This window comes from Candidatus Latescibacterota bacterium, from assembly GCA_020633725.1.
GTDB lineage: Bacteria > Krumholzibacteriota > Krumholzibacteriia > JACNKJ01 > JACNKJ01 > VGXI01.
This window is the reverse complement of record JACKDC010000006.1, coordinates 30,719-56,623: the sequence shown is the minus strand read 5'-3', so window position 1 is coordinate 56,623 and position 25,905 is coordinate 30,719. Positions and strand designations below refer to the sequence as shown.

Annotated in this window: 21 protein-coding genes; 10 read left to right on the top strand and 11 right to left on the bottom strand. The window is 71.6% G+C overall.

Features of this window, described 5'->3' with window-relative positions; all coding sequences use genetic code 11:
* Positions 1-99: 99 nt before the first annotated feature.
* The 6 genes from H6693_12655 to H6693_12630 all read right to left on the bottom strand — a co-directional run bounded on the left by H6693_12655 (position 100) and on the right by H6693_12630 (position 6,793).
* Positions 100-1,998: a hypothetical protein gene (locus H6693_12655; GenBank protein ID MCB9517032.1), complete on the bottom strand. Its 1,899-nt coding sequence runs from the start codon at positions 1,996-1,998 to the stop codon at positions 100-102.
* Between the two features lie 173 nt (positions 1,999-2,171).
* Positions 2,172-3,179, bottom strand: coding sequence for a methyltransferase (locus H6693_12650; protein MCB9517031.1), 1,008 nt, complete (start codon positions 3,177-3,179; stop codon positions 2,172-2,174).
* An 80-nt stretch (positions 3,180-3,259) separates the two neighbouring features.
* Positions 3,260-3,952: a hypothetical protein gene (locus H6693_12645; protein ID MCB9517030.1), complete on the bottom strand. Its 693-nt coding sequence runs from the start codon at positions 3,950-3,952 to the stop codon at positions 3,260-3,262.
* 215 nt (positions 3,953-4,167) lie between these two features.
* Positions 4,168-4,359 (bottom strand): ferredoxin, encoded by a 192-nt coding sequence (locus H6693_12640; protein ID MCB9517029.1) that lies wholly within the window; start codon positions 4,357-4,359, stop codon positions 4,168-4,170.
* 153 nt (positions 4,360-4,512) lie between these two features.
* Positions 4,513-4,887: a hypothetical protein gene (locus tag H6693_12635; protein MCB9517028.1), complete on the bottom strand. Its 375-nt coding sequence runs from the start codon at positions 4,885-4,887 to the stop codon at positions 4,513-4,515.
* 361 nt (positions 4,888-5,248) lie between these two features.
* Complete coding sequence (locus H6693_12630; protein MCB9517027.1) at positions 5,249-6,793, bottom strand: 2,3-bisphosphoglycerate-independent phosphoglycerate mutase; 1,545 nt, start codon at positions 6,791-6,793, stop codon at positions 5,249-5,251.
* Between the two features lie 96 nt (positions 6,794-6,889).
* On the opposite strand from H6693_12630, the gene xseA reads away from it, so the two are divergent.
* From xseA to H6693_12610, 4 genes are read left to right on the top strand one after another with little or no spacing between them, the layout of a single operon-like run.
* Positions 6,890-8,392: an exodeoxyribonuclease VII large subunit gene (gene xseA / locus H6693_12625; protein ID MCB9517026.1), complete on the top strand. Its 1,503-nt coding sequence runs from the start codon at positions 6,890-6,892 to the stop codon at positions 8,390-8,392.
* Positions 8,389-8,661, top strand: coding sequence for an exodeoxyribonuclease VII small subunit (gene xseB / locus H6693_12620; protein ID MCB9517025.1), 273 nt, complete (start codon positions 8,389-8,391; stop codon positions 8,659-8,661). Before xseA ends, xseB begins: the two co-directional genes overlap by 4 nt.
* A gap of 32 nt (positions 8,662-8,693) precedes the next feature.
* Positions 8,694-9,242 (top strand): DUF1648 domain-containing protein, encoded by a 549-nt coding sequence (locus H6693_12615; protein ID MCB9517024.1) that lies wholly within the window; start codon positions 8,694-8,696, stop codon positions 9,240-9,242.
* Between the two features lie 50 nt (positions 9,243-9,292).
* Positions 9,293-11,980: a protein kinase gene (locus H6693_12610; GenBank protein ID MCB9517023.1), complete on the top strand. Its 2,688-nt coding sequence runs from the start codon at positions 9,293-9,295 to the stop codon at positions 11,978-11,980.
* On the opposite strand, the gene H6693_12605 is transcribed toward H6693_12610, so the two are convergent.
* Positions 11,977-13,518, bottom strand: coding sequence for an alpha/beta hydrolase (locus H6693_12605; protein MCB9517022.1), 1,542 nt, complete (start codon positions 13,516-13,518; stop codon positions 11,977-11,979). The two genes, H6693_12610 and H6693_12605, sit on opposite strands and share 4 nt — an antisense overlap.
* Positions 13,519-13,630: 112 nt before the next feature.
* Here H6693_12605 and H6693_12600 point away from each other — a divergent pair, with 112 nt between their 5' ends.
* Positions 13,631-14,371, top strand: coding sequence for an alpha/beta fold hydrolase (locus H6693_12600; protein ID MCB9517021.1), 741 nt, complete (start codon positions 13,631-13,633; stop codon positions 14,369-14,371).
* Between the two features lie 70 nt (positions 14,372-14,441).
* Positions 14,442-16,145, top strand: a complete 1,704-nt coding sequence (gene ftcD / locus H6693_12595; GenBank protein ID MCB9517020.1) for a glutamate formimidoyltransferase — start codon at positions 14,442-14,444, stop codon at positions 16,143-16,145.
* 129 nt (positions 16,146-16,274) lie between these two features.
* Here the strand turns inward: ftcD and H6693_12590 are convergent, their stop codons facing one another.
* The gene (locus H6693_12590) at positions 16,275-17,210 is read right to left on the bottom strand and encodes a hypothetical protein (protein MCB9517019.1); all 936 of its coding nucleotides are present in this window, start codon (positions 17,208-17,210) and stop codon (positions 16,275-16,277) included.
* 162 nt (positions 17,211-17,372) lie between these two features.
* Here H6693_12590 and H6693_12585 point away from each other — a divergent pair, with 162 nt between their 5' ends.
* From H6693_12585 to H6693_12570, 4 genes are all read left to right on the top strand, one after another.
* Positions 17,373-18,620, top strand: a complete 1,248-nt coding sequence (locus tag H6693_12585) for an aminopeptidase P family protein (protein MCB9517018.1) — start codon at positions 17,373-17,375, stop codon at positions 18,618-18,620.
* Between the two features lie 8 nt (positions 18,621-18,628).
* Positions 18,629-19,957 (top strand): GTPase HflX, encoded by a 1,329-nt coding sequence (gene hflX / locus H6693_12580; protein MCB9517017.1) that lies wholly within the window; start codon positions 18,629-18,631, stop codon positions 19,955-19,957.
* A gap of 141 nt (positions 19,958-20,098) precedes the next feature.
* Entirely contained in the window at positions 20,099-20,674 is a 576-nt protein-coding gene (locus tag H6693_12575; protein MCB9517016.1) for a hypothetical protein, read from the top strand.
* 125 nt (positions 20,675-20,799) lie between these two features.
* Positions 20,800-21,792, top strand: a complete 993-nt coding sequence (locus tag H6693_12570; GenBank protein ID MCB9517015.1) for an HD domain-containing protein — start codon at positions 20,800-20,802, stop codon at positions 21,790-21,792.
* A gap of 2 nt (positions 21,793-21,794) precedes the next feature.
* Here the strand turns inward: H6693_12570 and H6693_12565 are convergent, their stop codons facing one another.
* From H6693_12565 to H6693_12555, 3 genes are read right to left on the bottom strand one after another with little or no spacing between them, the layout of a single operon-like run.
* Positions 21,795-24,602, bottom strand: coding sequence for a hypothetical protein (locus tag H6693_12565; GenBank protein MCB9517014.1), 2,808 nt, complete (start codon positions 24,600-24,602; stop codon positions 21,795-21,797).
* Between the two features lie 9 nt (positions 24,603-24,611).
* Positions 24,612-25,565, bottom strand: a complete 954-nt coding sequence (locus H6693_12560; GenBank protein MCB9517013.1) for a hypothetical protein — start codon at positions 25,563-25,565, stop codon at positions 24,612-24,614.
* Between the two features lie 23 nt (positions 25,566-25,588).
* Positions 25,589-25,729 (bottom strand): hypothetical protein, encoded by a 141-nt coding sequence (locus H6693_12555; protein ID MCB9517012.1) that lies wholly within the window; start codon positions 25,727-25,729, stop codon positions 25,589-25,591.
* Positions 25,730-25,905 lie beyond the last annotated feature (176 nt).

Below are 25,905 nucleotides of genomic sequence, written 5' to 3'. Positions count from 1 at the left end.
CAGCGGCGCTCCCCCCCAGGATGACGGCAGTGTAATGAACTTTCCTCGCCGAATCCAGGGGAGTGGGGCCGGGCGCGCCGTCGCGCCCAGCCCTTCGCATCAGCGCAGGAGCGTGAACTTGCGCGTCGCCGACGCCGAACCGGTCAGGTCGAAGAAGTAGAGGCCCGACGCCGCGGCGTGGCCGCGGGCGTCGCGGCCGTCCCAGCTGAGCCGCATGTCGCCGGCGGGCGCCACGCCGTCATGGAGAGTCGCCACCAGGCGGCCGGCGGCGTCGAGGACCCGAAGCCGCACCGGTCCTTCCTGAGCCATGGCGAGGTCCACGGTCACGTGGGGGTTCGCAGGGTTCGGCCACGGCAGGCCCAGCCGCGCGCGCGGCGTAGCGTCCACCGGCTCGACCGCCGTCACCAGGCCCTCGACCGCCGCGCAGGCGGAGAACTCGGAGGTCTGCCCGAGGGCGGTCCGTGTTGCGGTGGCGGTGATCACCCAGCCCTCCTCGACCGTCCCGGGCACGAAGGCGTCGAAGCTGGCATCGCCCGCCCCGTTCGTGCTCACGGCTTTGCTGCCGAGGTAGAGGAAGCCCTGGCCGTAGCCCGAGTCGTCGCAGTCCGGGGACGCGAAGAAGTCCAGGTCGAAGTCCTCCTGCGGCGCGCCGTGCAGGGTGCCGCTCACCTGCACGCCGCCCGCGGCATGCGCCGCCGTCGTGATGACGGGGAAGTTCTGCAGACCGTTGCCGCCCTGGTCGGCGTCGAGGACGTCGTTGGGTGTCACGCCGGTGGAGAAGTCGTTCGCGATGAGGTCGATGGCCAGCCAGCCGTTGTCATGGATGGAATTGCCGCGGATGGTCACGCCCTGGACGGTGCGTCCGACCACGATGCCGTCGAAGTAGTGACCGGCGATCGCGTTGCCCTGGCCGGCATCGGGCCCACCGATCGTCACCTGGGCGAAGGAGGAGTAGGCGCTGTTGCCGATGTCGATGCCGCGCACCGCGCCGAGGGTCGGCTGCCCGTTGATGTCCAGGCCGAGCGTATTGCCCACGAGCGTGATGTCGCTGAGGGTGCCCTCCATGAAGATCCCGTAGCCGAAGAGCTGGCCCGCGTGGTGGGGGCCCGTGCCATGGCCGAGGATCCCGGAGATCAGGTTGTCGCGCACGGTCACGCCCGCGCAGACGCCGGAGAAGTCGATGCCCATGGTCGAGGCGAGGTTGCCCTGGGTGAGGCCGTCTTCCGTGCCGATCCAGTTGTTCTCGATCAGCGTGTTCGTCACCTCGAAGAGCTCGACGGTGCTGCCCGCGGGCAGGCCCTCGCTGTTGATCGTGCCGTAGCCGCGCAGGAAGTTGCGGTCCTGGGCGTCGGGGCCGCCGATGACGTTGCCGTCGGCGAGCCACACGCGCACGCGACTCATGCGATTGCCCACGACGACGTTGGCGTCGGAACGGTCGATCTTGATCGTGCCGCCCTCGTTGTCGCGCATCGTGCTGCCGCCGCCGCTGAAGAGCGAGATGTCGGTGGCCGGGCCGCTCAGGCCTTCCACGAGGCAGTTCGCGCCGTCCACGTTGACATCGGTATTGTCGAAGCCGAAGACCTCGCAGTCGGCGGCGCCGAGGCTCAGCGAGCCGCTGTAGATCACCAGCTCCCAGCCGTCGGCGTAGGTGTCGCCGGTGAAGGCTGTCTGGGTGCGACCGTCGACGGTCACGGCGTCCTGCGCGCGATGAAAGCCGCTGACGCTGCTCTCCAGGACCGCGCGCCCGGGATAGAGCCACTGCATCCCCCAGTTGCTCTGGGGAATGGCGAAGGCGATGGTGTCGCGCCCCGCGCTGTGGTTGGTGGCGATGAAGGCTTCGGCCAGGGAGATCTCGCCATCGGGTCCTGGCAGGTCCGCGATCGTGGCGGAGGTCCAGTCGATGTCCACGGCGTTCTGGGAGATGGTGACCGTCACGGTCGCGGCCTGGGCGAGCCCCGTCAGCAGGCAGGCGCAGAGCGCCAGTGCGAATCGTTTCATCGTGCTTCTCCTCGCTGGGGTCCGGTGGTCCGGCACGCAGGGCGCGGGCAGGGGGTAGCGAGGCCCGCGGCGCCTCCAGGCAATATTCAAGCACGACTGAAAATGGCGATCAAGGCAATTCGGGTGCTTTTGATCTTTTTACACACGGTCGGCGGGAAGGCTGTAGTTGCCTTTCAGGCAGGGACTTGGGCGCCTATCGCGTCCCCCGCCCGGAGCGGCCGCGCCGCCCGCCACAGCTCCATGCTGACGTCCGCGCTCAGCCGCTCGGTCTCGCGGAAGCGTGCGCCGAGTCGCTGGGACAGCAGCAGCGCCGGCGGTCCGACGATGAAGAGCCGCCCGCGCGGGGTCATCAGGCGCGCGCTGGCGTCGATCATGTGCTGCAGGTTCAGGCGATCGGTTTCGAAGCCCCGGTGGAAGGGCGGATTGCAGAGGATGAGATCGAAGCTCGCCTCCGGCAGCTCGGCGCCGGCGTCCCCGGCCTGAAGCGTGGCGCGCTCGTCGGCGATGCCGTTCAGCGCGAGCGTGGCGCGGGCGGCCTCGAGGGCGAGGGCGTCGCTGTCCACCAGGGTGGCGTGCTCGACGCGGCCCTCGGCGAGCAGCAGGGCCGACACGACGCCGTTGCCGCAGCCGAGGTCGAGCAGGCGATCGCCGGGGACGGGCGCGCAGTGCTCGAGCATGTGGGCGGTGGCGTCGTCCAGTTCGCGCCAGCTGAAGACGCCGGGGCGGCAGGCCACCTGCGCGCTCACGCCGCGCGCCGTGGCGACGAAGCTGGCCGGAAGCTCCAGCGCGGGGGGTGACGCGTCCGCCCGCGGATGCGCCCGCACGAGGCGCAGGCCGCCGCGCACCACCGGCGCGTCCAGCGCGCAGAAGCCCGCGAGGTAGTCCAGCGCCGGCTCGATGCCCTCCTTGCGTCCCCCGTAGAGGGACAGCGTTCCCGTGGGGCCGATGGCCGCCGCGAGCGCGGCGAGGTCGGCGAAGAGGGCGCGGCGGTCCTTGTCCACGGGCAGCAGCACGTGGTCGCCGGCGGTCGGCGCCGCATGCGCGGCGTGACGAACGCGCAGCGACGGCAGCGCGGCTTCCAGCCGGCGCGCGGCGATGAGGTCGCGCTCCACGGCCTCGACGTTCTCCGCGCCACGCGCCGCGAGCGCGAGCCCGGCCAGGTGCTCCGACCCGGTGTTCACGAGAAATCCCCTCCCCCCGTCGGGGAAGGGGATCCAATCGGCGAAGAGGCGCCGCAGCTTTCGCGCGCGGTCAGTGGCCACTAGAAGCCCAGATCGAGGCCGAAGACCACCGAGGCGAACCTGTTGGTCTCGTCTCCATAGTCGTTCTCGGGCAGGAAGTAGTAGCGCGCTTCGACGCTGAGGCCCAGCGGCAGGAAGGCCGGCTTGAAGCGCAGACCCGCCAGCAGGTGCGCGCCCACGCTGCCCTCCTTGCTCAGCACCTCGCTGGGGTCGAGGGCGCCGCCGGTCTGGCCTTCATCGACCACCTTCTTCTTCAGTAGCTCCTGGCTCATGAGGGGCGAGATGATGTGATAGCCGAGCCCCGCGCCGCCGTAGCCCTTCATCAGCGGCAGGTTGATCAGGTTCATCTTGCCGCTGGCGTAGATGCTCACGCGGCCGAAGTAGACGTCCTCGTCGAACGGCTCGCTGATGGCGTCGGGAATGTCGTAGAGCAGATGGTACTTGCGCAGGCTGCCCTCGACGCCGAGTTCGACGTCGACCATGGGCGCCGCCGTGATGAGCAGGTGGATGCCGCCCATGAGCGGCGCCTTGATTTCCTCACGCTGAAGTGAGAAGTCGGTTCCGTCGCCGAGGTCGCCGGCGAGGTCCTTGGCGTCCTGGCTGTTGAGGTCGAAGCCGGCGTGAACGCCGAAGCCCACCAGCGCGGCGGCCGGGCTGGCCACGAGCGCGCTGAGGCTGAAGACGAGGGCGGCAAGGACGAGTGTGCGGCGCATGATCGCTCCTTTCGGCGGAGATCCCGTCATCCCCACAGCACGGCGGAGGCCGATCCCCTCCTGGGACGTTCTCTCCACGCCGCGCAACCGCCGGGCAGTATAGGCCCAGGCTCCGCGGGGCATCCAGCACTCTTCCTGCCCTGCCGGGGGGAAAAAGGGACGCCCGGAGTCTGCGACTCCGGGCGGACACGGTCGGTCACGATCGAGCGCGAGTGCTACTCGTACTTGATGATCTCGACAGGGCACTCTTCGGCGGCCTGGATGATCTCTTCCTCGTGAGCGTTGAAGTCAACGCCCTCGCGCACCTCGCAGGTCTCGTCGGTGACGTTGAAGACTTCGGGAGCCGTGTCCTCGCAGAGATTGCAGACCGTGCAGCCCTCTTCGACCCAGACTTTCGTGATAGCCATGCGAAGACTCCTGAGTGTTCCGGATGCGAATCCGCGTTAGCCCAACGGCGCTACGCGCCAGCACTATGCAGGGCTAAAGGTAAGACCCGCCTCCCGGAGAAACAAGGCCCACAAGCCCTGTTTTTCTCGTCGTACAGTTTCCGGTTTGTGCGACTACGCGCTTTCCTTGGCCTTGCCGGCGGCCTTGGCCTTGCCGGCCTTCGCGGCCTGGTTGCTGCGGACGGAATCGGCCCGCCAGCGCTGGTAGTGCATGCTGCACAGGCCCCTGGCCACTACGGGTCGATTGCAGTTCGCCTCGGAGCAGATGCGCTGGGCGCCAGGCTTCCGGCCGCGATTCGACTTCCGGAGAGGGTTCCCCCCCGACTTCTTCAGGATGTGGTTGAGCGTGACTTCGATGCTCTTGGTCCGCTCTTCCAACCCCTTGAGCTGCTCCTCTGATGGAAGCTCCTTGGCCACGGCCTTGGCCGTCTTGGCCACGATCTCTTCGATGAGCTGCTCAAGGGACTTCCCTAGTTCCTTCGAATTCATGTGCACCATCCTTTCCAGTTGCAAGCGTGACGTCGCTGGCCATCTTAGTCAAAATCGTGATCTTTGCAATACACTTTTCCCAGGAAAACGATTCCAGGAATCGTTTCCGAGAAGCGCCAAAATGCCGGGCGGGGGAGGGAAAAGTGGACGTGCTGCCCGTCGCAGGGTTCCGGAGCTGCCATCAGCGCGCGTCAAGAGGAGTGGGCCTGAGAGGGAAGCCGGCCACCTCTGGACGAGCAGCACGAGAATCGTGAGCGCCGTTTCCAGGGGTGCTTGCCGGCGGTGGCGCCGCAGGGGAGGCGGCACGCCAGGAACCGGGTGCGTGTAACATAGCGCCGCCCCCTGCCCGGGGGCAAATATCTCAACGCCGCCGGAGGTCCGCGCCGGTCATCGCGGACGACGGCTCGAGCCCGGCGTGCTGGAGCAGGCTGGGCACGACATCCGCCAGTCGACCGTCCGCCAGCCCTCCATTATAGGTCGGGTCGACCAGGAGCAGCGGTACCGGCGTCGTGGTGTGTGCGGTGTGCGGTCCGTGGGTCGCGGGGTCCCACATCTTCTCCACGTTGCCGTGGTCGGCGGTGATGAACAGGAAGCCGCCGACGTCGAGCGTGGCCTCCACCACCTGCTTCACCGCGCGGTCCACCGCCTCGACGGCCGCCACCGCCGCCTTGATGACGCCCGTGTGCCCCACCATGTCGCAGTTGGCGAAGTTCACGACGTGCGCGTCGAAGTTAGCCCCATTAACCTGTTCGAGGTAGCGCGCCGTGACTTCGGGCAGGCTCATCTCCGGCTGCAGATCGTAGGTGGCCACCTTGGGGCTGGGCACCAGGATGCGCTCCTCGCCCGGGTAGGGCGTCTCGCGGCCACCGTTGAAGAAGAAGGTCACGTGCGCGTACTTCTCCGTCTCGGCCAGGCGCAGGTTGCTGAGGCCGGCGGCGGCCATCACGTCGGCGAAGAGGCCGTCGAGGCTGATGGGCGGAAACGCCTCGGGCAGGTGCAGCGTGGCGTCGTACTGGGTCATCGACGCGAAGTGGACCTGCGGGAAGCGCGCGCGCGGGAAGCCGTCGAAGTCCAGCTGCGTGAGGGCGCGCGTGAGCTGGCGCGCGCGATCCGCGCGGAAGTTGAAGAAGAAGACGGCGTCATCATCCCGCATGGCGCCCAGCGGCCGGCCCTCGCCATCGACAATGACCACGGGCTCGATGAACTCGTCGGTGATGTCCTGCGCGTAGCTGCTCTGCACGGCCTCCACCGGATCGCGGTCCTGCGGCCCCTCGCCGAGGACGATCACGTCCCAGTGCCGCCGCGTGCGATCCCAGCGCTTGTCGCGGTCCATGCCCCAGTAGCGGCCGCCCACGCTGGCGATGGCCACGTCGGCGCCGTCCGCCTGCAGCGACTGCAGCAGCTGCTGCAGCTGCCGCAGGTAGCCCGCCCCGGCGCGCGGCGGGGTGTCGCGGCCGTCCATCAGCGCGTGCAGACGCAGCCGCAGGCCGGACTTCGCCAGCTCGCGCAGCAGCTCCTCCAGATGGGCGAGCGAGCTGTGGACGCCCCCGTCCGACACCAGGCCCAGCAGGTGCAGCGTGCGCCCCTTCGCCTGCGCGGCGAGCGTCGCGAGGGCGGGCTGCTCCATCAGCGCGCCCGCCTCCATGACCTTGTCGATGCGGGTGATGTCCTGGTCCACCACGCGCCCCGCGCCCAGGTTCATGTGGCCGACCTCGGAGTTGCCCATCTGCGCGACGGGCAGGCCCACGTCGCGTCCGCTGGTCTTGATCATGCAATGCGGGTAGCGTTCGAAGAGCGCGTCGAGGGTGGGCGTCTTCGCCAGGTAGACGGCGTTGGTCTCCGAGGGCTCGCCGAGGTTCCATCCGTCGAGGATGAGCAGGGTGGCGGGATGCTTGAGCTGGCGCATGGCAGGTCCTTTCGCAGGGGCGAATCATAGATCCGCCGCGGGATGCTGGCAAGAGCGCCGCTTGCGCACGGCGCGCCGATCGCCTAGCCTGCCGCCATGGCGGACGAGAAGCGGCAGCGCGGGCTCTTCGACGACGGCGCGGACACCCCGGCGCCCGCCCCCGCACGCCCTGCCCCCGAGCCGCCGCCGCCCCCCGAGCCCGCTCCCGCGCTGACGGTGAGCGCCTTCAACGAGCGCGTCGGCAGCTTTCTCAAGGGCCTCTTCCCGGGACGCTTCCGCATCCAGGGTTTCGTCAGCGGCTTCGACCGCTCCTGGGCGCGCGGCTCGCACGTCTACTTCGATCTGCTGGAGAAAGATCCCGCCGACGAGAGCAGCGTCCTCTCCCAGGCGAGCATGGTGCTGTGGCGTGGCGCACGGGGACGTCTCACGCGGGCCCTCGCCGAGCTGGGCCAGAGCCTGGACGACCAGCAGGTCTTCTTCGAGGTCTCCCTCAACTATTACGTGCCGCGGGGGCGCCTGTCGCTGGTGGTGGAAGATCTGGACCTCGAGGCCAGCCTCGGCGCCCAGCGGCTGGACCGCGAGCGCCTGCTGCGCCTGCTGGCGGCCGAAGGGTTGCTGGAGCGCAACGCCAAGCTGCCTCTGGCAGCGGTCCCGCTGCGCCTCGCGCTGGTGACGAGCGTGGAGAGCGCGGCCTATCACGACTTCACCAAGGAGCTGGGCCTGGCGGGCGTCGCGTTCCGGCTCACCTGCATCGACGCGCGCGTGCAGGGCAGCGAGCAGGAGGCGTCGCTGCGGGCGGCCTTCGCCTGGATCGCCCGCAACGCGGCGGACTACGACGCCGTGGTGTTGATCCGCGGCGGCGGCTCGCGCAGCGATCTCGCCGGCTTCGACGCCGAGCCGCTCGCGCGGGACATCGCCGCCTGCCCCCTGCCGGTGCTCACGGGCATCGGCCACGAGATCGACCGCGCCGTGGCCGACGAGGTGGCCCACCGCGCCTTCAAGACGCCCACCGCGGTGGCGCAGTTCCTCGTCCAGCGCGTGGAGCAGTGGCTCGAGCGGCTGGAGACGCAGGCCGAGGCGGTGCAGCGCGCGGCCGAGAAGCAGCTCGTTGTGGAGGGCCGCCGCCTCGAGCAGCGCGCCCGCGCTCTGGGCGACGCCGCCGGCCGCCTGCTGCGCGCCCGCCGCGAACGTCTGGGCGAGGTTGCCGCCGCGCTGCCTTTGCTGGCGCGGCAGGCCCTGCGCATGGCCGGCTTGCGGCTTCGCCACGCGCGGAGCGGGCTGTCGCCGGCGCGGCTCGCCGCGGCCACGGTCGGCGCGCGCCGCCGCGTGGACGCCTCCGTGCAGCGCCTGGGGCTGGCGGCGGGCGGACTCGTCGCGCGGCAGGGCAAGGAGCTGGCGCACCGCGAGGAGCGGCTGCGCCTGCTGGATCCGCAGCAGGTGCTGCAGCGCGGATTCAGCCTGACGCGCGACGCGTCGGGCCGCCTGTTGCGCGAGGCCGCCGGACTGAAGGCCGGCGACAGGATCGTCACCACACTGGCCGCGGGCAGCCTGGAGAGCACGCTGAGCGCCGCGACGCCCACGAAAGGAGAGCGCGAATGAGCGCGAAGAAGGACCAGCCGGTGGAGAAGCTCGGCTACGAGGAGGCGATGGCGGACCTGGAGGCCATCCTCGCCGAGCTGGAGGCCGAGGAGACGGACCTCGACCGCCTCGCCGAGCGCGTCAAGCGGGCCAGCGAGCTGGTGCGTCACTGCCGCGCGAAAATCCACGGCGCCGAGCTGGAGGTGGAAAAGGTCCTGAAGGAACTCCCCGCGCAGGCCGAAGCCAGGGACGAGGCTGCCACCGACGACGGGCAGGATCCGCCCTTCTAACCGCGATGGGGCCTCATGCGACGCGAGGAGACATGGCCCCACCCCGTCGACCCGTTCTCTGGACCCTGCTGACGCCGCCGAGCCTGGGCGTGCTGCCCTTCGTGTTGCTCGTCCTGCTCTGGGCCGTGGCGCTGGCCCAGTTCCCCCGCCTGCCGGACCTGCTGCCCACGCGTTTCATCCCCTGGGGCGAACCGGTGGCGTGGTCGCCCAAGAGCCCGGCCTACTTCGTCCTGCCGGCCACGGGCACGCTGATCCTCTTCACGCTGGGCCTGCTCCAGCGCCTGGCCCTGCGCCACACGGTGGTGGACGGCCGCCAGCTCCATGGCCGCGCCGCCCGCGCGGTGCGCCACGTGCTGCGCCGCTACCTCTTCTTCGTGAAGAGCGCGCTGATGGCCTGGTTCATCAACCTGGAGTTCCGCATCACGCAGCTGGCCTACGGCACCCGCGAGAGCCTCGGCTGGGACAGCTACCTGGTGGCCGGCCTGCTGGTGCTCTACGTGATGGCCGGCGCGTGGATCATGCTGCGGAGCGCGCGCCGCTGGCTGGCGTGGCAGGACGCGCAGGCCGCCACCAAGGCCTAAGCGGCACAAGCCGCTTCAGTTTGACCCCGCCGCGCGCTAGACTCCCCGACATGCCCACCTGCCCCCGCTGCTCCGCCCCCCACGACGCCGACGCCCGCTTTTGCCCGGCCTGCGGGGCGCCGCTGAGCGACCTGCCAACCAGCGCCTCGGGCGCGGACGCGGAGACGCTGGTGGCGAGCTCGTCGCCGCCGTCGCTGTCGTTCGGGTCCAGTCAGCCGGCCGCCGCCTTCGCCCCAGGCGAGATGCTCGCCGGCCGCTACCGCATCGTTGGCCTGCTCGGCCGCGGCGGCATGGGCGAAGTCTACCGCGCCGACGACCTGACCCTCGGCATTCCCGTCGCGCTCAAGTTCCTGCCGGCGGCGGCGGCCGCGGACCCGGGTCTCGTGGAGCGCTTCCGCGCCGAGGTGCGCAGCGCGCGGCAGGTGTCGCACCCGAACGTCTGCCGGGTCTACGACATCGGCGAGGCCGAGGGGCGCCACTTCATCAGCATGGAGTACGTGGACGGCGAAGACCTCGCCACGCTGCTCCGCCGCATCGGCCGGCTGCCCGCGCCCAAGGCGGTGGAGATCGCGCGGCAGGTGGCGTCGGGGCTGGCGGCCTCGCACGCGCGGGGCATCCTGCACCGCGATCTCAAGCCCGCCAACGTGATGCTCGACGGCCAGGGACAGGCCCGCATCACCGACTTCGGCCTCGCGGTGAGCGGCAGCGCGGGCGAGACGGACCTCGCCGGCACGCCCGCCTACCTCGCGCCCGAGCGCCTCGCCGGCGAGCCGGCCACCGAGCAGTCCGACCTCTACGCCCTCGGCCTGCTGCTCTACGAGCTCTTCACCGGGCAGCGCCCCTTCATGGCCAAGAGCCTGGCGGACTGGCGTCGCGCGCACAGCGAGCAGACGCCCAGCGCGCCCAGCACGCACAGCGGCGAGATCGATCCGGCCGTGGAGCGTCTCGTGATGCAGTGCCTGGAAAAGGATCCGGCGCGACGTCCCCGCTCGGCCGCCCAGGTGCTCATGGCCCTGCCCGGCGGCGATCCGCTGGCCGCGGCGCTGGCCGCCGGCGAGACGCCGTCGCCCTCCCTCGTGGCCGCCGCGGGCGGCGAGGGTGGACTCAGCCCGGGGCGGGCGTGGCTGGCGCTGGGCGGGTTCGTCGCCATGCTGGTGGCGATGATCCTGCTCACGCCCGCCGCCACGGATCTCGGCCTCGCGCCCATGCGCTCGAGTCCCGCGGCGCTCACCGAGCGCGCGGAGCAGATCGCGAGCGACTTCGGCTACCCCGGCCCCGTGGCGGACAGCGCGGCCTGGCTCGAGCGCAGCTACGGGATGCTGCGCTGGCTCGCGGACAACCGGGCGTCCACCGAGTGGCGCGCGCAGCTCGATTCGCTGGGCGCGCCCGTGGACCTGAACTACCGCCGCCGCAACTGGCCGCTGAACACGATCAACCCCGACGGGCTCGTCACCCACTACGACCCGCCCGTGGTGCCCGGCGACCTGCGCATGCGCCTCGACTCGCGCGGCCGGCTCACGGCCTTCACCGTGCAGCCCCCGCGCTGGCCCAAGGACTCCACCGTCACCGGCGTGCCGGCGGCGGCGGTCTTCGCGGCCACGGGGCTCGACTCCACCCGCTTTCGGCCGGTGGACGTCACCTGGCTGCCCACCGTGCCCTACGACGAGCGCCGCCAGTGGGAGGGCACGCGCGCCGAGCTGCCCGACCTCACGCTGCAGTTGTGTGCCGCCAGTCGGGGCGGGCGCGTCGCGGAGGCGGTGGTGCTCGGCCCCTGGGAGACCCCCGCGGCGCAGAACCCGCTGAACCAGAGCGCGCGTCGCCGGCTGAGCGTGCCGATCCGGCTGGTGATACAGAGTCTGGTCTACATCGCGGTGCTGATCTTCGCCTGGAGGAACGTGCGGCTGGGCCGTGGGGATCGCCGCGGCGCGATTCGCGTGGCGTCGATCGGGATGGTGGTGAGCCTGCTGCTCTGGCTGACGTCGGGGCACATCGTGTGGATGGGCGCCTCCTTCATGGACGCGCAGCTCTTCCCCGCCATCGCCGTGGGCCTGACCAAGGGCTCCTTCCTGTGGCTGACCTACATGGCGCTCGAGCCCTTCCTGCGACGACGCATGCCGGACCTGCTCATCGGCTGGGCGCGGGCGCTGGAGGGGCGGGTGCGCGATCCCCGCGTGGGGCGGGACGTCCTGCTCGGCCTCGTGGCCGGCGCCCTGACCGCGCTCATCGCCTACGTGGTGAACGGGCTGCCCACCTGGATGTCCCTGTCGTCCCAGACCACGCTGCCCCTGCTCGCGCTGGAGGGAAGCAATCGGATGGCGCCCACGGCGCTGCCCTTCGTCGCGCTGAGCGTGGCGATCATGCGCTCGCTCGGCATGCTCACGGTCTACTTCCTGATGCGGATGCTGCGCTTGAAACCCTGGATGGCGGTGATCCTGCTCACCATGACCACCGCGTCGTTCAACCTCGGGGGCGAGAATCCGTCCATCGAGGTGCCCGCCGCCGTGCTGCAGGGATTCCTGATCGCCGTCACGCTGGTGCGCGTGGGGCCGCTGGCCCTCGGCGCGCTGTGGTTCTGCAACAGCCTGCTGCTCAACGCGCCGCTGCGCGCGGGCGCGGGGCTCTGGTACGCGCCCTACTCCTGGGTGGCGCTGCTGCTGCTGCTGGGCATCGCGGTCTGGGCCTTCCGCGCGGCGGTGGCCGGGCGGCCGCTGTTCGGAGGATTCTCGCTGGACGACTAGAGCCGCGAGTTCAACCACTCGACGATGGCGGTGGTCAGCGCCGGGTCCGGCGGCGCGTCAGGGAGCCCGGCGTTGAGGAAGGGCCCGAGCTCGTCGAGGTCGAGGGACGTCACCAGCGCCCCCGCCGTCTCCAGCCAGTCCGCCTGCATCGCGAGCTCGACGCCCGACAGCCGCAGGTCCTCGCCCGCGCGCACGAGCAGCACCGGCCGGCCGGCCCAGCTCGCGTCGGCGAGGAAGTCGGCGCTGGTGGTCTCGCGCAGCTCCCGATGCTTCCCCGCGAACACCGACAACCCCAGCAGGTCCACCCAGTCGGCGCCGGTCTCGGCCTCGGGGATGGGGGTCACGTTCGCAGGATTCATGAGAGGCGGCACCAGGGCCAGCACGGCGGCGGCCTCGGGGTGCGCGGCGCCGGCCTCCAGCGCCAGCGCGGCGCCCTCGCCGTGGCCGAGCAGCGCGCAGCGCGCGGGGTCGACATCGGGATCGGCGCGCAGGGCGTCCCAGGCGGCGGCGATGGCCGCGCGCCGCGAGTCAAGCGAGAGCGCATCGATATCGCCCGCCGTGCCGCCGGTGCCGGGCTTGTCGTAGCGCAGCGTCGCGTAGCCGGCCTGCGCGAGCAGGTGCGCGAGATGGCCGAAGGCCGCCGCGTCGTTGCGATCGGCCAGCGCGGCGTCGGCGATGAGCAGAACGCCGGGGAAGGGGCCGTCGCCGTCGGGGCGCGTCACCGTGGCGGCCAGCGCGCCCGCGTCGAGCAGCGTGTCGCGCGCGCTGTAGCCCTGGGGCGCGGGGAAGGACGGCGCGAAGGCCTGGTCGCTCACGTCCGGCGCCACGCCACCCCAGTAGCGCAGGTAGATCCGCTGCGGCTCCCACCACACGGCAAAGGGCGCGGGCATGTGCTCGGCGAAGAGGCGGAAGTAGACGGTCCCGTCCGGCAGGTCGAGATGGAAGTCCTCACTATGCACACTGGTGTTGCTTGGGCCATCGCTGACCAGCGTGGCGGTGACGACCTGCGGCGTGCTGTCGGGGTCGGCGATCACCATGACGGTCAGCTCCAGCCAGGCCGGGCGGCCGGCGGCCATCCAGGCGAGGCCGAGGCTGGCGGCGGCCGTGGGGGAGCGGGGGTCGAGGGGGAGGGCGGGCTCGTCGGACGGGGCGAGGTCGCGGTCGAAGGCCAGGTCGCCCCAGCCGGCGCGCAGGGCGGCCCAGGCGCCGGCGTCGGGCGCGAGACGTCCCCGGCGCAGGGGCCCGCCGAGGGGGCCCACGGTCCAGTCGGCGCGGGGGTCGTCGGCGAGTTCGAGCGTGCGCCAGGCGGACCAGGGATGGTGCTCGGGCAGGTAGGTCTCGCCGCGCCAGACGGTGTCGGTGTAGGGCGTCGCGACGCTGGACCAGCCGATCAGGAAGCCGTTGTCGACGCCGGTCTCGACGCTGTAGTAGGTGGGCAGGGGCAGGTCTGGCGGGCCCGGGGTCACGGGGTTATCCTCCCCGCAGCCGGTCAAGGCGAGAGCCAGTAGCAACAGGATGGGGCGGATCAGGCGACGCATGGGGACACTCCAGGATCTTCGGCAATATCGGCCGCGGCGACGGTGGGCGGCAAGGGCATTCCTGCTGGGGCTGCTGCTTGCGGCGGCGGCCGCCGGCTGCGGGCGCCAGACGGTGGAGGTCCCGCCCCCGGGGGCGGCCGAGGCGCCGCGGAATGCCGAGATCCATCGCGTCCTCTTTCTCCACGGCTATCGCGGCGAGCCCTGGCTCTTCGACCGCTTCTGGCTGGCGGCGCTGCGCTTCCTGCCGGCCAACTGCGAGGTCTACATCGTGACGGGTCTGCCGTCGGCCATGGGCGCCATGGACGAGGACGCCGAAGGCCCCGTCGCGGTGCTCGAGGACTGGCTCGCCGCCCAGCGCATCCCCCTCGAGAACCTGCACCTGGTGGCGCACAGCATGGGCGGGCTGCTGGCCCGGCGCTTCGTGGCGGAGCACCCCGGCGCGGTGCGGCAGGTCTTCCTGCTGGGGACGCCCAGCGGGGGCGTGAACGCGCTGAACGCGCTCAACCCGAAGGGCTGGTGCACGCCGCAGGGGATTGCCGCCTTCAATTCGAGCACCCCCCCTGACCCCGCGGTGAAGTGGTACGTCCTCGCCGGCGACCGCTACCACGAGCGCTCCGCCACCGCGCTGCTGGAGGACGTGCCCAACGACGGCGTCGTCTCCGTGGCCAGCGTGCTGCACTTCGTGGCGCTCTGCGGCGACTCGGTGCCGGTGGAGTGGGCGGTGATGCCCGTCAGCCATCCCAACTGGGACTGGGGCGAGAACCTGCAGGAGAGCAAGCGCGTGATCCGCTGGGTGGTCGACCGGCTGCGCGCGGACATCCCCGGCCCACCGGCCGGCGGCGCCCACGACTGACGCCCGCCTTGAACCGCCGCGGCCGCTTCGCTATCCTCCGGGCTTCGTGACGCCGTTCGGGGGAGGAAGCATGGCGACCATCATCGAGTGCGTGCCCAACTTCAGCGAGGGACGCAACCGCCGCATCATCCAGGCCATCGCCCAGTCCGTGCGCGACACGGACGGCGCCACGCTGCTGGACGTGGACGCCGGCGCGGACTTCAACCGCACCGTCTACACCTTTGTTGGCAACCCCGACGCGGTAGTTGAGGCAGCCTTCAACGCCGTGCGCACGGGTCTGCAGCTCATCGACATGACCCGCCACACGGGTGAACACCCGCGGCAGGGCGCCGCGGACGTCGTGCCCTTCATCCCCATCCAGGACGCCACCTGGGAGCAGTGCATCGAGCTGAGCCACCGGCTCGGCAAGCGCGTGGGCGAGGAGCTGGGGATTCCCGTCTTCCTCTACGCCAAGAGCGCGCAGCGGCCGGAGCGCGTGGCGATGCCGGACATCCGCAAGGGCGAGTACGAGGCGCTGGAGGAGAAGCTGAAGCGGCCGGACTTCAAGCCGGATTACGGGCCGCAGGTCTTCGTGCCGCGCAGCGGCGCCATGGTGACGGGCGCGCGACAGTTCCTGATCGCCTACAACATCAACATGAACACGGCCGTGAAGGGGAAGGCGCACGGGATCGCGCTGGACATCCGCGAGAGCGGGCGCGCGAAGCGCGACGAGGCCGGCGAGATCGTCCGCGACGCCGACGGCCGCGCCGTGAACCAGCCCGGCACGCTGCCCACCACCCAGGCCGCGGGCATGATGTACGACGCCCGCACGGCCCAGGTGAGCATGAACCTGCTCGACTACACGAAGGTCGGCCTGCATCACGCCTTCGAGGAGGTGAAGCGCCAGGCCGCCCTGCGCGGCGACGGCCTCGGCGTCACCGGCAGCGAGATCGTCGGCGTCGTGCCCAAGCAGGCGCTGCTGGACGCCGCGCGCTTCCACTGCGAGGACACGGGCGCCAAGCTCCCCACGAGCGAGGTCGCGCAGATGAACCTGGCCGTGGAGTACCTCGGCCTCAGCGACCTCTACCCCTTCAAGCTCGAGGAGAAGGTCATCGAGGTGATGCTCGAGGGCGGCACCGTGTCGCCCAAGGCACTGCCGCCCGAGCCGCCCGGTCCGCTCATGGGCCTCGGCGTGGCGGAGTTCACCGAGGTGCTGGCCTCCAGCTCGCCCGCCCCCGGGGGCGGGTCGGTGTCGGCGCTGGCCGGCGCGCTGGCCGCTGGCCTCGCCGCGATGGTGGCGCGCCTCACCCGCGGCAAGCAGTACGCCGCGGTGGAGGGCGAAATGGCCGACCTCTGCAAGGAGGCCGACGCCCTGCGCGAGCGCCTGGAGAAAGCGGTGGACGAAGACACCGAGGCCTTCAACCAGGTCATGGCCGCCTTCAAGCTGCCGCGGGACACGGAGGCCGAGCAGGCCGCCCGCGCGGAGGCGATCCAGGAGGCCACCAAGGGCGCCACGCGCGTGCCCTACGCGGTGATGGAACTGGGCCTCGAGGCGTTGCGCTTCTGCGAGAGGGTTGCGGAAGTCGGCAACACGAACAGCGCCAGCGACGCCGGCGTGGGCGCCCTGCTGGGGCTGGCCTGCGTCCGCGGCGCCTGTTTCAACGTGCGGATCAACCTGAAGGCCATCGACGACGAATCCTTCGCCGAGGACTGGCATCGCAAGGCGCGGGCGTTGTATACTGACGCCCAGGCCGTTCACGACCGGGCACTCGCCCACATGGAACGGAACCTGTAAACACGCACAAGGCCGCCTCCGGCGGCCATCTTGGCCCCAGGCGGCGGCCGCCGAACCAGGGCCAAGCGGGGTGAGCAGAAAAGGGGCGACGCCGTCAGCGCGTCGCCCTTGCTCTTTGTGGGGCCTCGCCTACTTCGCCGCCTCCTGCCAGTAGCGCCGCGTGGGCGACCACTCCGACAGCCAGTCCATCGTGACGCGCGCCCGCACCCGCGCGTAGTGCCAGCCGGTGGTGTCCACCGGCAGCGTGAGCGCGGTCTCGGTGGTGGTCCGGTGATAGATCGGCGACAGGAAGTCGGGCCGGCGATCGAGCTCGAAGATGTAGTCCGCCGCGGTGGCGAGGCTCGACCAGGCGAACTGCACGGGGGAGCCCGTCACCACCGCGTCCTCCACCGGCGCGAGCACGCTCGGGATGGCGGCGGGCCCGGGCGCCACGCGCACCGTTTGCGCCACCGACGTCAGCGGGTTGTCGTCGATCGCCCGCCCGCGCGCCTGCAGCAGGTGTGCGCCGCCATCGCTCCAGGGATCGGTGTTCCAGCTCAGCGTGACCGGCGGCGCGCCACTCGCGGTGGCCACGGTGCCGTCCACCTCGATCCAGGTCTCGGCCACCAGCTCGGGATGCCAGGTGACGACCCGCACGCCCACCGTGCCCGCGACCGCGGCGTCCGGCGCGGGGGTCGTGACGCGCAGGGCGGTCGGCGGGACGAAGACCGTCAACGGACTGGACTCGCCGCAGTTGCCGGCGGCGTCCCAGGCGGAGGCGACGAGTCGCAGCGTGTCGCGCGCGGTCCCCGCGAGGTCCACGGGGATCGTGTAGGGGAGCGTGACGTCCTCGCCCAGGGAGTCGCCGTCGGCGGTGGCGGACACGCGGATGACGGCCTCGTCGTCGATGGCGGCGATGGCCAGCGTGTCGCGCTCGGCGAGCATGGAGCTGTCGGGCAGGTCGATGAAGAACACCAGGGGCGCTTTGGAGTCGGCCGTGGGGGCCGACTCGGGCGCGCGTCCGCAGCCGGCGAGCAGGGCGCCGGTGAGAACGAGCCACGAACTGATCACGCGCGATGCCGGCAAGGAAACCCCCGTCTCCGTCCACATCCACGGGCCTAGGAACAGCAGGGGGGTACCATACAATTATAGTGGCACGAGAGGGCCGGCGCCAAGGGAACTTCGCGCCCTTGATTTCCCCGCCCGGCTGATCTATTCCAGAGGGGTCGTCAGACCGAAAGGACCGCCATGCCCGCGCCCAAGGATCCGCTGCACGCCCACGTCGACCGCCTGATGGCCGAGCGCAAGCTCGACGCCCTGCTGCTCACCGGTAACACGCCCGAGAGCCCGTCCTTCTGGTACCTCACCAGGAGCCAGAAGCTGGAGGCCGCGACCCTGCTCTGGAAGCGCGGGGGCAAGAAGCTGCTCATCGTGGGCGACATGGAGCGCGACAACGCCGCCAAGACAGGCCTGGACTGGATCGCCCGCAGCAAGACGCCCTACACGAAGCTCGTCCGCGGGGCCAAGAAGCCCGGCGACGCCGAGCTGGCCTGGCTGGCCTGGGTCCTCAAGAAGGGCCGCGCCAAGGGCCGCGTGGCGCTCTACGGGAGCGCCGGCCTCGAGACCGCCGTGAGCTGGCTGCCGCGGGCCAAGCGGGCCTTCACGGAGGCGGGCTGCACGCTGGTGGTGGAGCAGAGCTCCGTGCTGGCCCGGGCGCGCGAGATCAAGACCGAGACCGAGATCGAGGCCATGCGCGCCGCCGGCGTGGGTACCTTCGCGGGCTTCGAGGCCATCCGCAAGGCCCTCGCCGCCTGCCACGCGCGCGGCAAGACCCTGCACACCGCGAGTGGCGAGCCGCTGACGATCCGCATGCTCAAGTCGGCCGCCGACCAGGCCATGGCCGCCCACGGGCTGGCCAACGTGCACGGCAGCATCGTGGCCCAGGGCGACGAAGCCGGCGTCCCCCACAACGCGGGCACCGACACGCGCACCGTGCAGGTGGGCCTGCCCATCGTCTGCGACATCTTCCCCAAGGACACCGCTACGGGCTACTTCTTCGACATGACCCGCACCTTCTGCCCCGGCGAGGCGACCGCCGCGCAGAAGCAGGCCTACGAGGACGTCCGCCAGGCCACCGTGCTGGGCTTCGAGGCCTACGAGCCCGGGCTCAGCTTCAAGGGTCTGCACGACCGGGTGGCGCACTTCCTCGCCGAGAAGGGCTACGAGAACCTCAGCACGCACCCGGGCACGCAGGTGGGCTTCTGCCACGGGCTGGGTCACGGGCTCGGCCTCGAGGTGCACGAGGATCCGTTCATCCGCGGCGGCAACGCGCCGCTGGAGCCGGGGATGGTGATCACCATCGAGCCTGGCATCTACTACCCCGAGAAGAAGCTGGGCATCCGCATCGAGGACGTCGCCGTGGTCCGCGACGGCTACCTGGAAAACCTCACGGACTACCCCACGGTCTTCGAAGTGCCGCTGCGCAAGGCGCCCTAGCGAGGACGATGGCCCAGCAACGCTTCTTCTATCCCGACGAGGCCAAGGGCGGCCAGGAGCGCGCGGTGCTGGTGGGCACCGTGCTGCCCGGCAGCGATCGCGACGACGAGGAGGAGAACCTCCTCGAGCTCGCGCGGCTGGCGCGGGCCGCCGGCGCGCGCGTGCTCCACGCGCTCATGCAGGAGCGCAGCGCGCCGGACGTGTCCACCTACATCGGCAAGGGCAAGGTGGAGGAGCTGGCGGAGCTCTGCCGCGAGCGCGAGGCCAACCTGATCATCGTCGACAACGAGCTGAGCCCGGTGCAGGCGCGCAATCTGGAGAAGCGCACGGACACGAACGTCTGCGACCGCACCGAGCTGATCCTGGACATCTTCGCGCGCCGCGCCCGCACGCGTCAGGCGCGCCTGCAGGTGGAGCTGGCGCAGCTCGAGTATCTGCGCCCGCGGCTGCGCCGCATGTGGGAGCACCTGTCGCGGCAGGCCGGCGGCATCGGCACCCGCGGCCCCGGCGAAACCCAGCTCGAGGTGGACCGCCGCCGCCTCGGCGACCGCATGGCCCAGCTCAAGCGCGAGCTGGAAAAGGTGGCGCGCGTCAGCGAGACCAAGGCGCGGCAGCGCCGCCGCCGGGCCTTCAGCGTGGCGCTGGTGGGCTACACCAACGTGGGCAAGAGCAGCCTGCTCAACGCGCTCACCGACGCCGGCGTCCTGGTGGAGGACGCCCTCTTCGCCACGCTGGACTCCACCACGCGCCGCCTCGACCTGGCCGACGGCGAGCCCGTGCTCCTCACCGACACGGTGGGCTTCGTGCGCAAGCTGCCGCACCACCTGGTGGAGAGCTTCAAGGCCACGCTCGCCGAGGTGCGCGAGGCCGATCTGGTCCTCCACGTGGCCGATCTGGCGGCGCCCGACCGCGATCGTCAGATCCACGCCGTCGAGGAGGTGCTGGGCGACCTGGACGTGGACCCCGAGCGCTGCCTCCGCGTCTTCAACAAGCTCGATGCCGCGGAGCCGGGGACCGGCGAGCGCCTCGAGGCGCGCTGGCCCGGCTCGCTGACCGTCAGCGCCAGCACCGGCGAAGGGCTCGACGCGCTCTGCGAGGCCATCCGGCAGCGCCGCCGGGAGGCCTTCCGGCAGACCGTCCTGTTCCTGCCCGTCAGCGCGGGGGCGTTGACCGCGCGGATCTACGGGGAGTGCGAGGTGCTGGACGTCCGCTACGAGCCCGAGGGCGCCTACTACCTGTTGCGGCTGCCGGAGCCCGCGCGGGCCCGCCTGCTGGCCGGCGGCGCCGAGGAGCGGCCCGAGCTGCTGGGAGGCTGGGAGCCTCTCGAGGCCGGCTAGGCGGGAACCCCATGGAGGGGGCGGTGTTCGTCTCCCCGCATACGCGGTGGGCCGCTCGGCCTTGCCCCGCCGGGCGTCGCCGGCTATCCTGGACGCTGCCCCCGCCGCCACCGATCCCTGATCCCCTCGGAGTCGCACCCGATGTTCAAGAGCCTCACACTCGCAGCACTGCTCGCGCTTCTCGCGGCCCCCGCCTTCGCGGATGACCCGCCCACCGTCTTCTGGAACGACGGCGAACCCGAGGTCAGCCTCGGCGTCTACTTCGACGCCGCCGGCCGGGACAGCGTCTGGGAAGGCGAGGTGCCCGACACGCTCACCGTCTACCTGATGATGTGGAACGGCAGCCGCCGCAACGAAGGCGGCATCCGCGCGCTCGAGTACATGGTGGAGCTGCCCTCCGGGCTGATGCTCATCCACGACGCGCTGCCCGACTACTCGAACCTGGCCATGGGGCGCGTCCTCACCGGCTTCACGCAGGCGGTGCAGGACAAGATCGGCGACGGCCTGCTCATCAACACGCTGACGCTGCTGCGCACGAGCGACATCGCCTACGACGCGCGGATCCGCATCCTGCCGCACCCCGACAGCGGCTATCTGCGCTACGTCCACGGCAAGGGCGGCCCGCGCAACGTGGACATGCACATGCTCGAGGCCCGCGACGGCCTCCTGAACCCCAAGCTTGCCGCGACCACGTTCAAGCCCATCCGCAGCCACTGACGGCCCTTGGCCGAAGTCTTGCACCGCCCATCCCTTCGGGGGTGGGCGCGCGTGCAGACGCCGCACTCCCCTGAACATGGAGGTCGGCCCCCGCGGGGGCCACAGCCGCAGCAGGGGGTGACGCCATGCGGCAAATCGCCGAGGACGCGGGTCTGTTCGAGACCACGCTCCTGGAGGCGCTGCCCTTCGGCCTCCTGCTCCTCGACGCCGCCGGCCGCGTTCGCCGCGCCTCGCCCCGCTTCGCGGAACTCACCGGTTGTTCGCAGGACGTCCTGGAACAACTCGACACGCTGCGCAACGCTCCGGTGCTGGTGGAACTCGGGCTGGCGCCGGCCGTGGCGCGGCTGCTCGAGACCGGGCAGGACTTCAGCCTGGACCAGGCGCCCGGCGTGGCCTTCGCCGGCTCGCGACACTTCCTGCGTTTCACCGGGCGCTGCCTGCGCGAGGACGGCGTCCTGCGCGGAGCGCTCGTGGTGGCCGAGGACATGACCGCCCTGGGCGATCCCAGCGGCCGCCTCAAGTCGAGCCTTGGACAGCTGCGCCGCGTCATGCTCGGCGCCGTGGAGGCCATGAGCAGCATGGTCGAGCGGCGCGACCCCTTCGTGGCCGGCCATCAGCGGCGCGTGGCCCAGCTGGCGGTGGCCATCGGCGGCGAGCTGGGCATGGACGCCTTCGCCCTCGAGGGGCTGCGCATCATGGCCTTGCTCCACGACATCGGCAAGGTGGGCGTGCCGGCCGAGATCCTCTGCAAGCCCGCGAGCCTGAGCCCCGCCGAGCGCGCCATGGTGCGCAAGACGCCGCAGACCGGCCAGCGCATCCTCAAGCGCGTGGAGTTCCCCTGGCCGGTGGCCGAGGCCATCGGCCAGCACCAGGAGCGTCTCGACGGCAGCGGCTACCCGGACGGCCTCAGCGGCGAGGCGATCCTGCCCCAGGCGCGCATCCTCGCGGTCGCCGACACGGTGGAGGCCATGCTCACCTATCGGCCCTACCGGCCGGCGCATCCGCTGGAGACCGTGCTCGCCACGCTCGCCGAGCAGCGCGGACGGCAGCTCGACCCCGAGGTCGTGGACGCCTGCCTGCGCCTCTTCCAGCGCGGCTTCACCTTCGAACCGATCTAGTCCTACTTCAGCAGCAGCAGCTTTTGCGTGGCCTGCTGCCCCGCCGCCTCCACCTTCGCGAAGTAGACCCCCGCGGCGACCGGCCTGCCGCGCTCATCGCGGCCGTCCCACTGCCACTCGGCCACGCCGAGCGGACCTGGCGCCAGCTCGACCTGCCGCAGCGAGCGGCCGAGGACGTCCAGCACGCGCAGCGAAGCGCGCCGCGCCCCCGGCGCGCGCAGGCGCAGGGTCACCGAGGGATTGAAGGGATTGGGATGGGCGCTGAGCCGCAGGCCGCCGACAGCCGGCGCGAGCTCGGCGCTCACCAGCGAGCCCGTCACCGGCGCCGGCCAGCCGAGGATCGAGACGCTGGCGAGGTAGTCGAGGCGGCGGGGATCGGCCAGGGCGAGGTCGCGCAGGGCGTGGAAGGCCACCTCCTGGTGAAAGCGATCGCCGCGCAGGCTGCGCCGGGCCGCGAGCGACTCGGCGTAGAGCATGTGCTCGCCCACGGGACGGCTGTGCTTGTGCCCGACCACGGCGATGGCGCAGGCGCCGGGCTCGGCGTCGGCGTCGTGGAAGAGCCAGTCCATGAAGAGCGCGCCCGCGCCGCTTGCCGGCACCGAGAGCCGATCCCAGGCGGTGCTGCAGCAGACGAGGTTCAGCACGTAGGCTCGATCCGGCCAGTCGGCGAGGTCGTAGCCGCCGAGGCGAAGGAACTTGCCCGGCAGCAGGTCCTGGCCCGATTCGGCGCCGAAGGCGAAGAGCTCGCCCACGCCGGCGGCCATGGCATCGCGCAGGGCCGCGGCCTTGGCGGGAGTGTCCACGCAGGGATCGCCGTCGGGCACGTCGTCGGGATCGAGCACCGCCACCGGCATGCCGGTGCTTGCCAGAGTGTCCGCGAGGGCATGGTTGAGCGCGGAGATCGCCGGATGGTCGAAGCAGTGGTAGCCGCCGGCGCCGTCGTAGAGCTTTTCCGAATGGCCGTCGATCACGAGCGCGCCGTCGCCCCCGCGGGTCTCTCCGCTGTAGTAGCGGAGCGCGTTGCGCACGGCGACCCTCTCGCTGTGCGAGAAGTCGAGCTCGCCGGCCACCAGCTCGGGGTAGACGGGCACGCGCGTCCACGGCAGGTCGGGGATCTGGTCGCCGTCGAGGTCGAAGATCAGCGCGTCGGAGTAGTCCGACCAGCCCAGTTCGATCCCGCGGACCACGGGTCCGCCGGGGGCGAGCTGGTCCGAGTGGCCGACGATCACCACCAGCGGCGGATGCCCCCAGCCCTCGGCGGCATTCGCCGCCGTCACGGCCGCCGCGATGTCGTGGCAGTCGGTCGGGGCCGACGAGGCGCCGAGCACGAGCTGCGACGAGAGTTGCCAGCGCGCGAGCAGCTCCTGGGCGACGAGATCCGCGTGCTCGAGGCAGCGCGCATCGGCGGAGTAGATGACCACGTCCAGCGCGATCGGGTTGGCGATCAGCTCCGCCGCGGGAACGATGGGCAGCGGCGCGCCGCGTCCGGCGCGCCGCGCGTCGAGACGCTGCCGCAGCAGCGCGCGCGCATCCGCCCCCGGGGGCGGGCGAAGCCGTGCGGTGGCCGGGGCCAGGCGACGCGAGTAACGCTGCCGGCCGAGGCGATCGAAGCCCAGCAGCCAGAGCGGCTCGTCCACCGGCAGGTCGGCGACGAGATCCAGCGGCCCGCAGTCGTCCTGCCCCCGGGCGGCGAAGCGCGCCGAGCGGCGCAGCGTCCAGGCCGCGTCGCGCAGCTCGATCCGGGCGAGGCCGCAGGGGGCGTCCTCGGGCGAGAGCGCGGCGTCGAGGGGCGTGCCCGCGGCCGCGGGGTAGATGGGGACGTAGTCGCTCACCACCGCGGGCGCGCTCATGTTGCCGCCCCAGTCCACCGCGACGATGTGGTAGTCCCCGGCGAGGCCGGCGTAGAAGGTGATCTCCGCGCTCGTCGCCGGGGGGAAGGACTCCGCGCCCAGGCCCGGGAAGCCCTCGGCGTTCCAGTCGTAGAGCTGGGGCGCCTCGCCCGGGGGCGTCTGCGCCACGCGCAGATAGGCGATGCCCGAACTGGGGTCGCTCGCGTTCACGCGGATGACATCCCCGCCGTCCGGCTGCACCTCCACCGACAGGATGGACGGCAGATCCACCGCGCCCCGCGCCTCGAACCACGTGTAGCTCTCGCCGCTGCCGCAGCCCTGGGCGCCGCGCTGCGTGCGCGGGTAGAAGTAGCAGCCGTCGCAGGGCGCGCCCAGGGGCGGCAGGTCGTTGTGGATCGCGTACTCGCTGTCGGCGGTGATGTCCCACGCGCCATCCCTCACCCACACCGGCAGCTGCAGCGCCTCGTAGCAGTACTCCACCAGGCCGTCGCAGCGCAGCGCGTCGATGTCGCCGATCGAGCCGTCCCAGACGCCGTTGCTCAGGTCGGGCACGAGCGCGTCCAGCGTGTTGAACTGCCCGTCGTGGATGCAGAAGGTGGGATAGGCAGTGCCCTCGAGCTCGAGGCCCAGCGCCGCCAGCTGCCGCCGATCGGCGTAGCTGCAGTCGGGACGCCAGGTGGCGCCGAAGTCGGGCCCGAAGTCGTCCAGGTCCACCTGCCGCGCCGAGGGGATGTAGCCCTCGACCACCTGGATGTCCGGTTCGGCCCACGCTCCCGGCACGACGCCCACGACGATCCCGCAGTGGTCGTAGCAGGTGTCGACACAGCCCAGCGAGATGCCGCGGACGGCCACGTCGCCGAGTTCATAGGCGTCGACGGCGGCGGCCGTCGCCGGCGTGAGCAGCGCGAGCAGGGCCACGACGACGGGGCGCCGCGCGCGGATGAGACGTAACGTTTGCATGCCGTGGATTCACTCCAGCAGCGAGACGGCCTCCAGCCGGGACTGCAGCGCGTCAGCCTGGGCGCGCGTCAGCCCCAGGGCGCGCAACGCATCCGCGCGCTCCTCCAGGGACTCGCCGGGTCGCGAGAGGTCGGCGTGGGCGGGGGCGTCCCGCAGGATCACGTCGATGAAGGCGGCCCGCAGGGACGGACAGGCCGGCTTCGGGTGCGCCAGCAGGTAGTCGAGCGCGGGGAAGGGGCCGAGGCGCGCGGCCAGCCGCTGGAAGTGGGGCGCCATGCGGCAGTCCGCGTCCGCGGCCAGGGACTCCGCCAGCGCGGGCCAGCAGACCTCGACGCGCGGCGCGGGCAGGGGCTTGGCGGGATCGTCCGGGAGACGCGCGCTCAGATCGAAGAGCGCGCAGAGCTCGGTGTAGCCGGCCTCCGCCTGTCTTGCGATGGCGATGGCGCGCATCACCTCCGCGTCGCGGGTGTGCTCGGCGATGCGCAGCAGCCGCGGCACGGGGTCCTCCGCGCGCGCGATCGCGTAGATGAGCGGCTTGATCGCCCCGTCCACGCGTCCGCGCCAGGCCGGCGCGAGGAAGAGCGCCGTGTAGTCGTCGGCGACCCGCGTGGGCGCGAGCGTGGGCAGGCTGCGGGCCAGGGCGCTGCGCGCGGCGGGGGTCCGCGCGCGGTCCCAGGCGTCGAAGAGAACGCCGTAAAGCGAATCGCCGAAGGCCGGCTCGAGACGCGGCGGCTGGCCGTCGCGGCGGGCGTCGGCCCAGAGGCGGCGGATCTCCCCGTGCAGACGCAGCGCCGCGTCCTCTTCGCCGTCGCGACCCAGGTTTGCCAGCAGCTCGCGCGCGCTCAGGCGCAACGCCTCGCGCATCGCGCTGCCGTCAGCACCGGCCCCGCTGGACGCCATGGGCGCCAGCAGGGCCAGGATCATCGCACCGAGTCCGATCAGGCGGGGCACGGTGATTCGCATGGCGGCTCCTTCGTCCAGAGCGCTCAGTAGAGCGACTTCAGCCTGGACATCGTGATGTGCGTCGGCGGCTGGTTCTCCTCGCGGTCCTGGACCGGCGGGCTGACCATCGCCAGACCGAGGGTGAGGGCCAAGAAGGTGAACACGACGATGGAAGTGCTGTGCATGGCAGCGCGCTCCTTCTTCGAACGGTCGAGGAGGGGCGGCGAGCCGCGGGGGACGGGACGGCGGCCGTGGCGGCCATCGCAGCTAGCGTGCCAGCGCGGCGGAGGGGCGCGGACGTTGGAAACGCGTCGGTTGCGTGAGGAGCGATCCCGGTGCGCGCGCGGCGGGCGACGGTCCA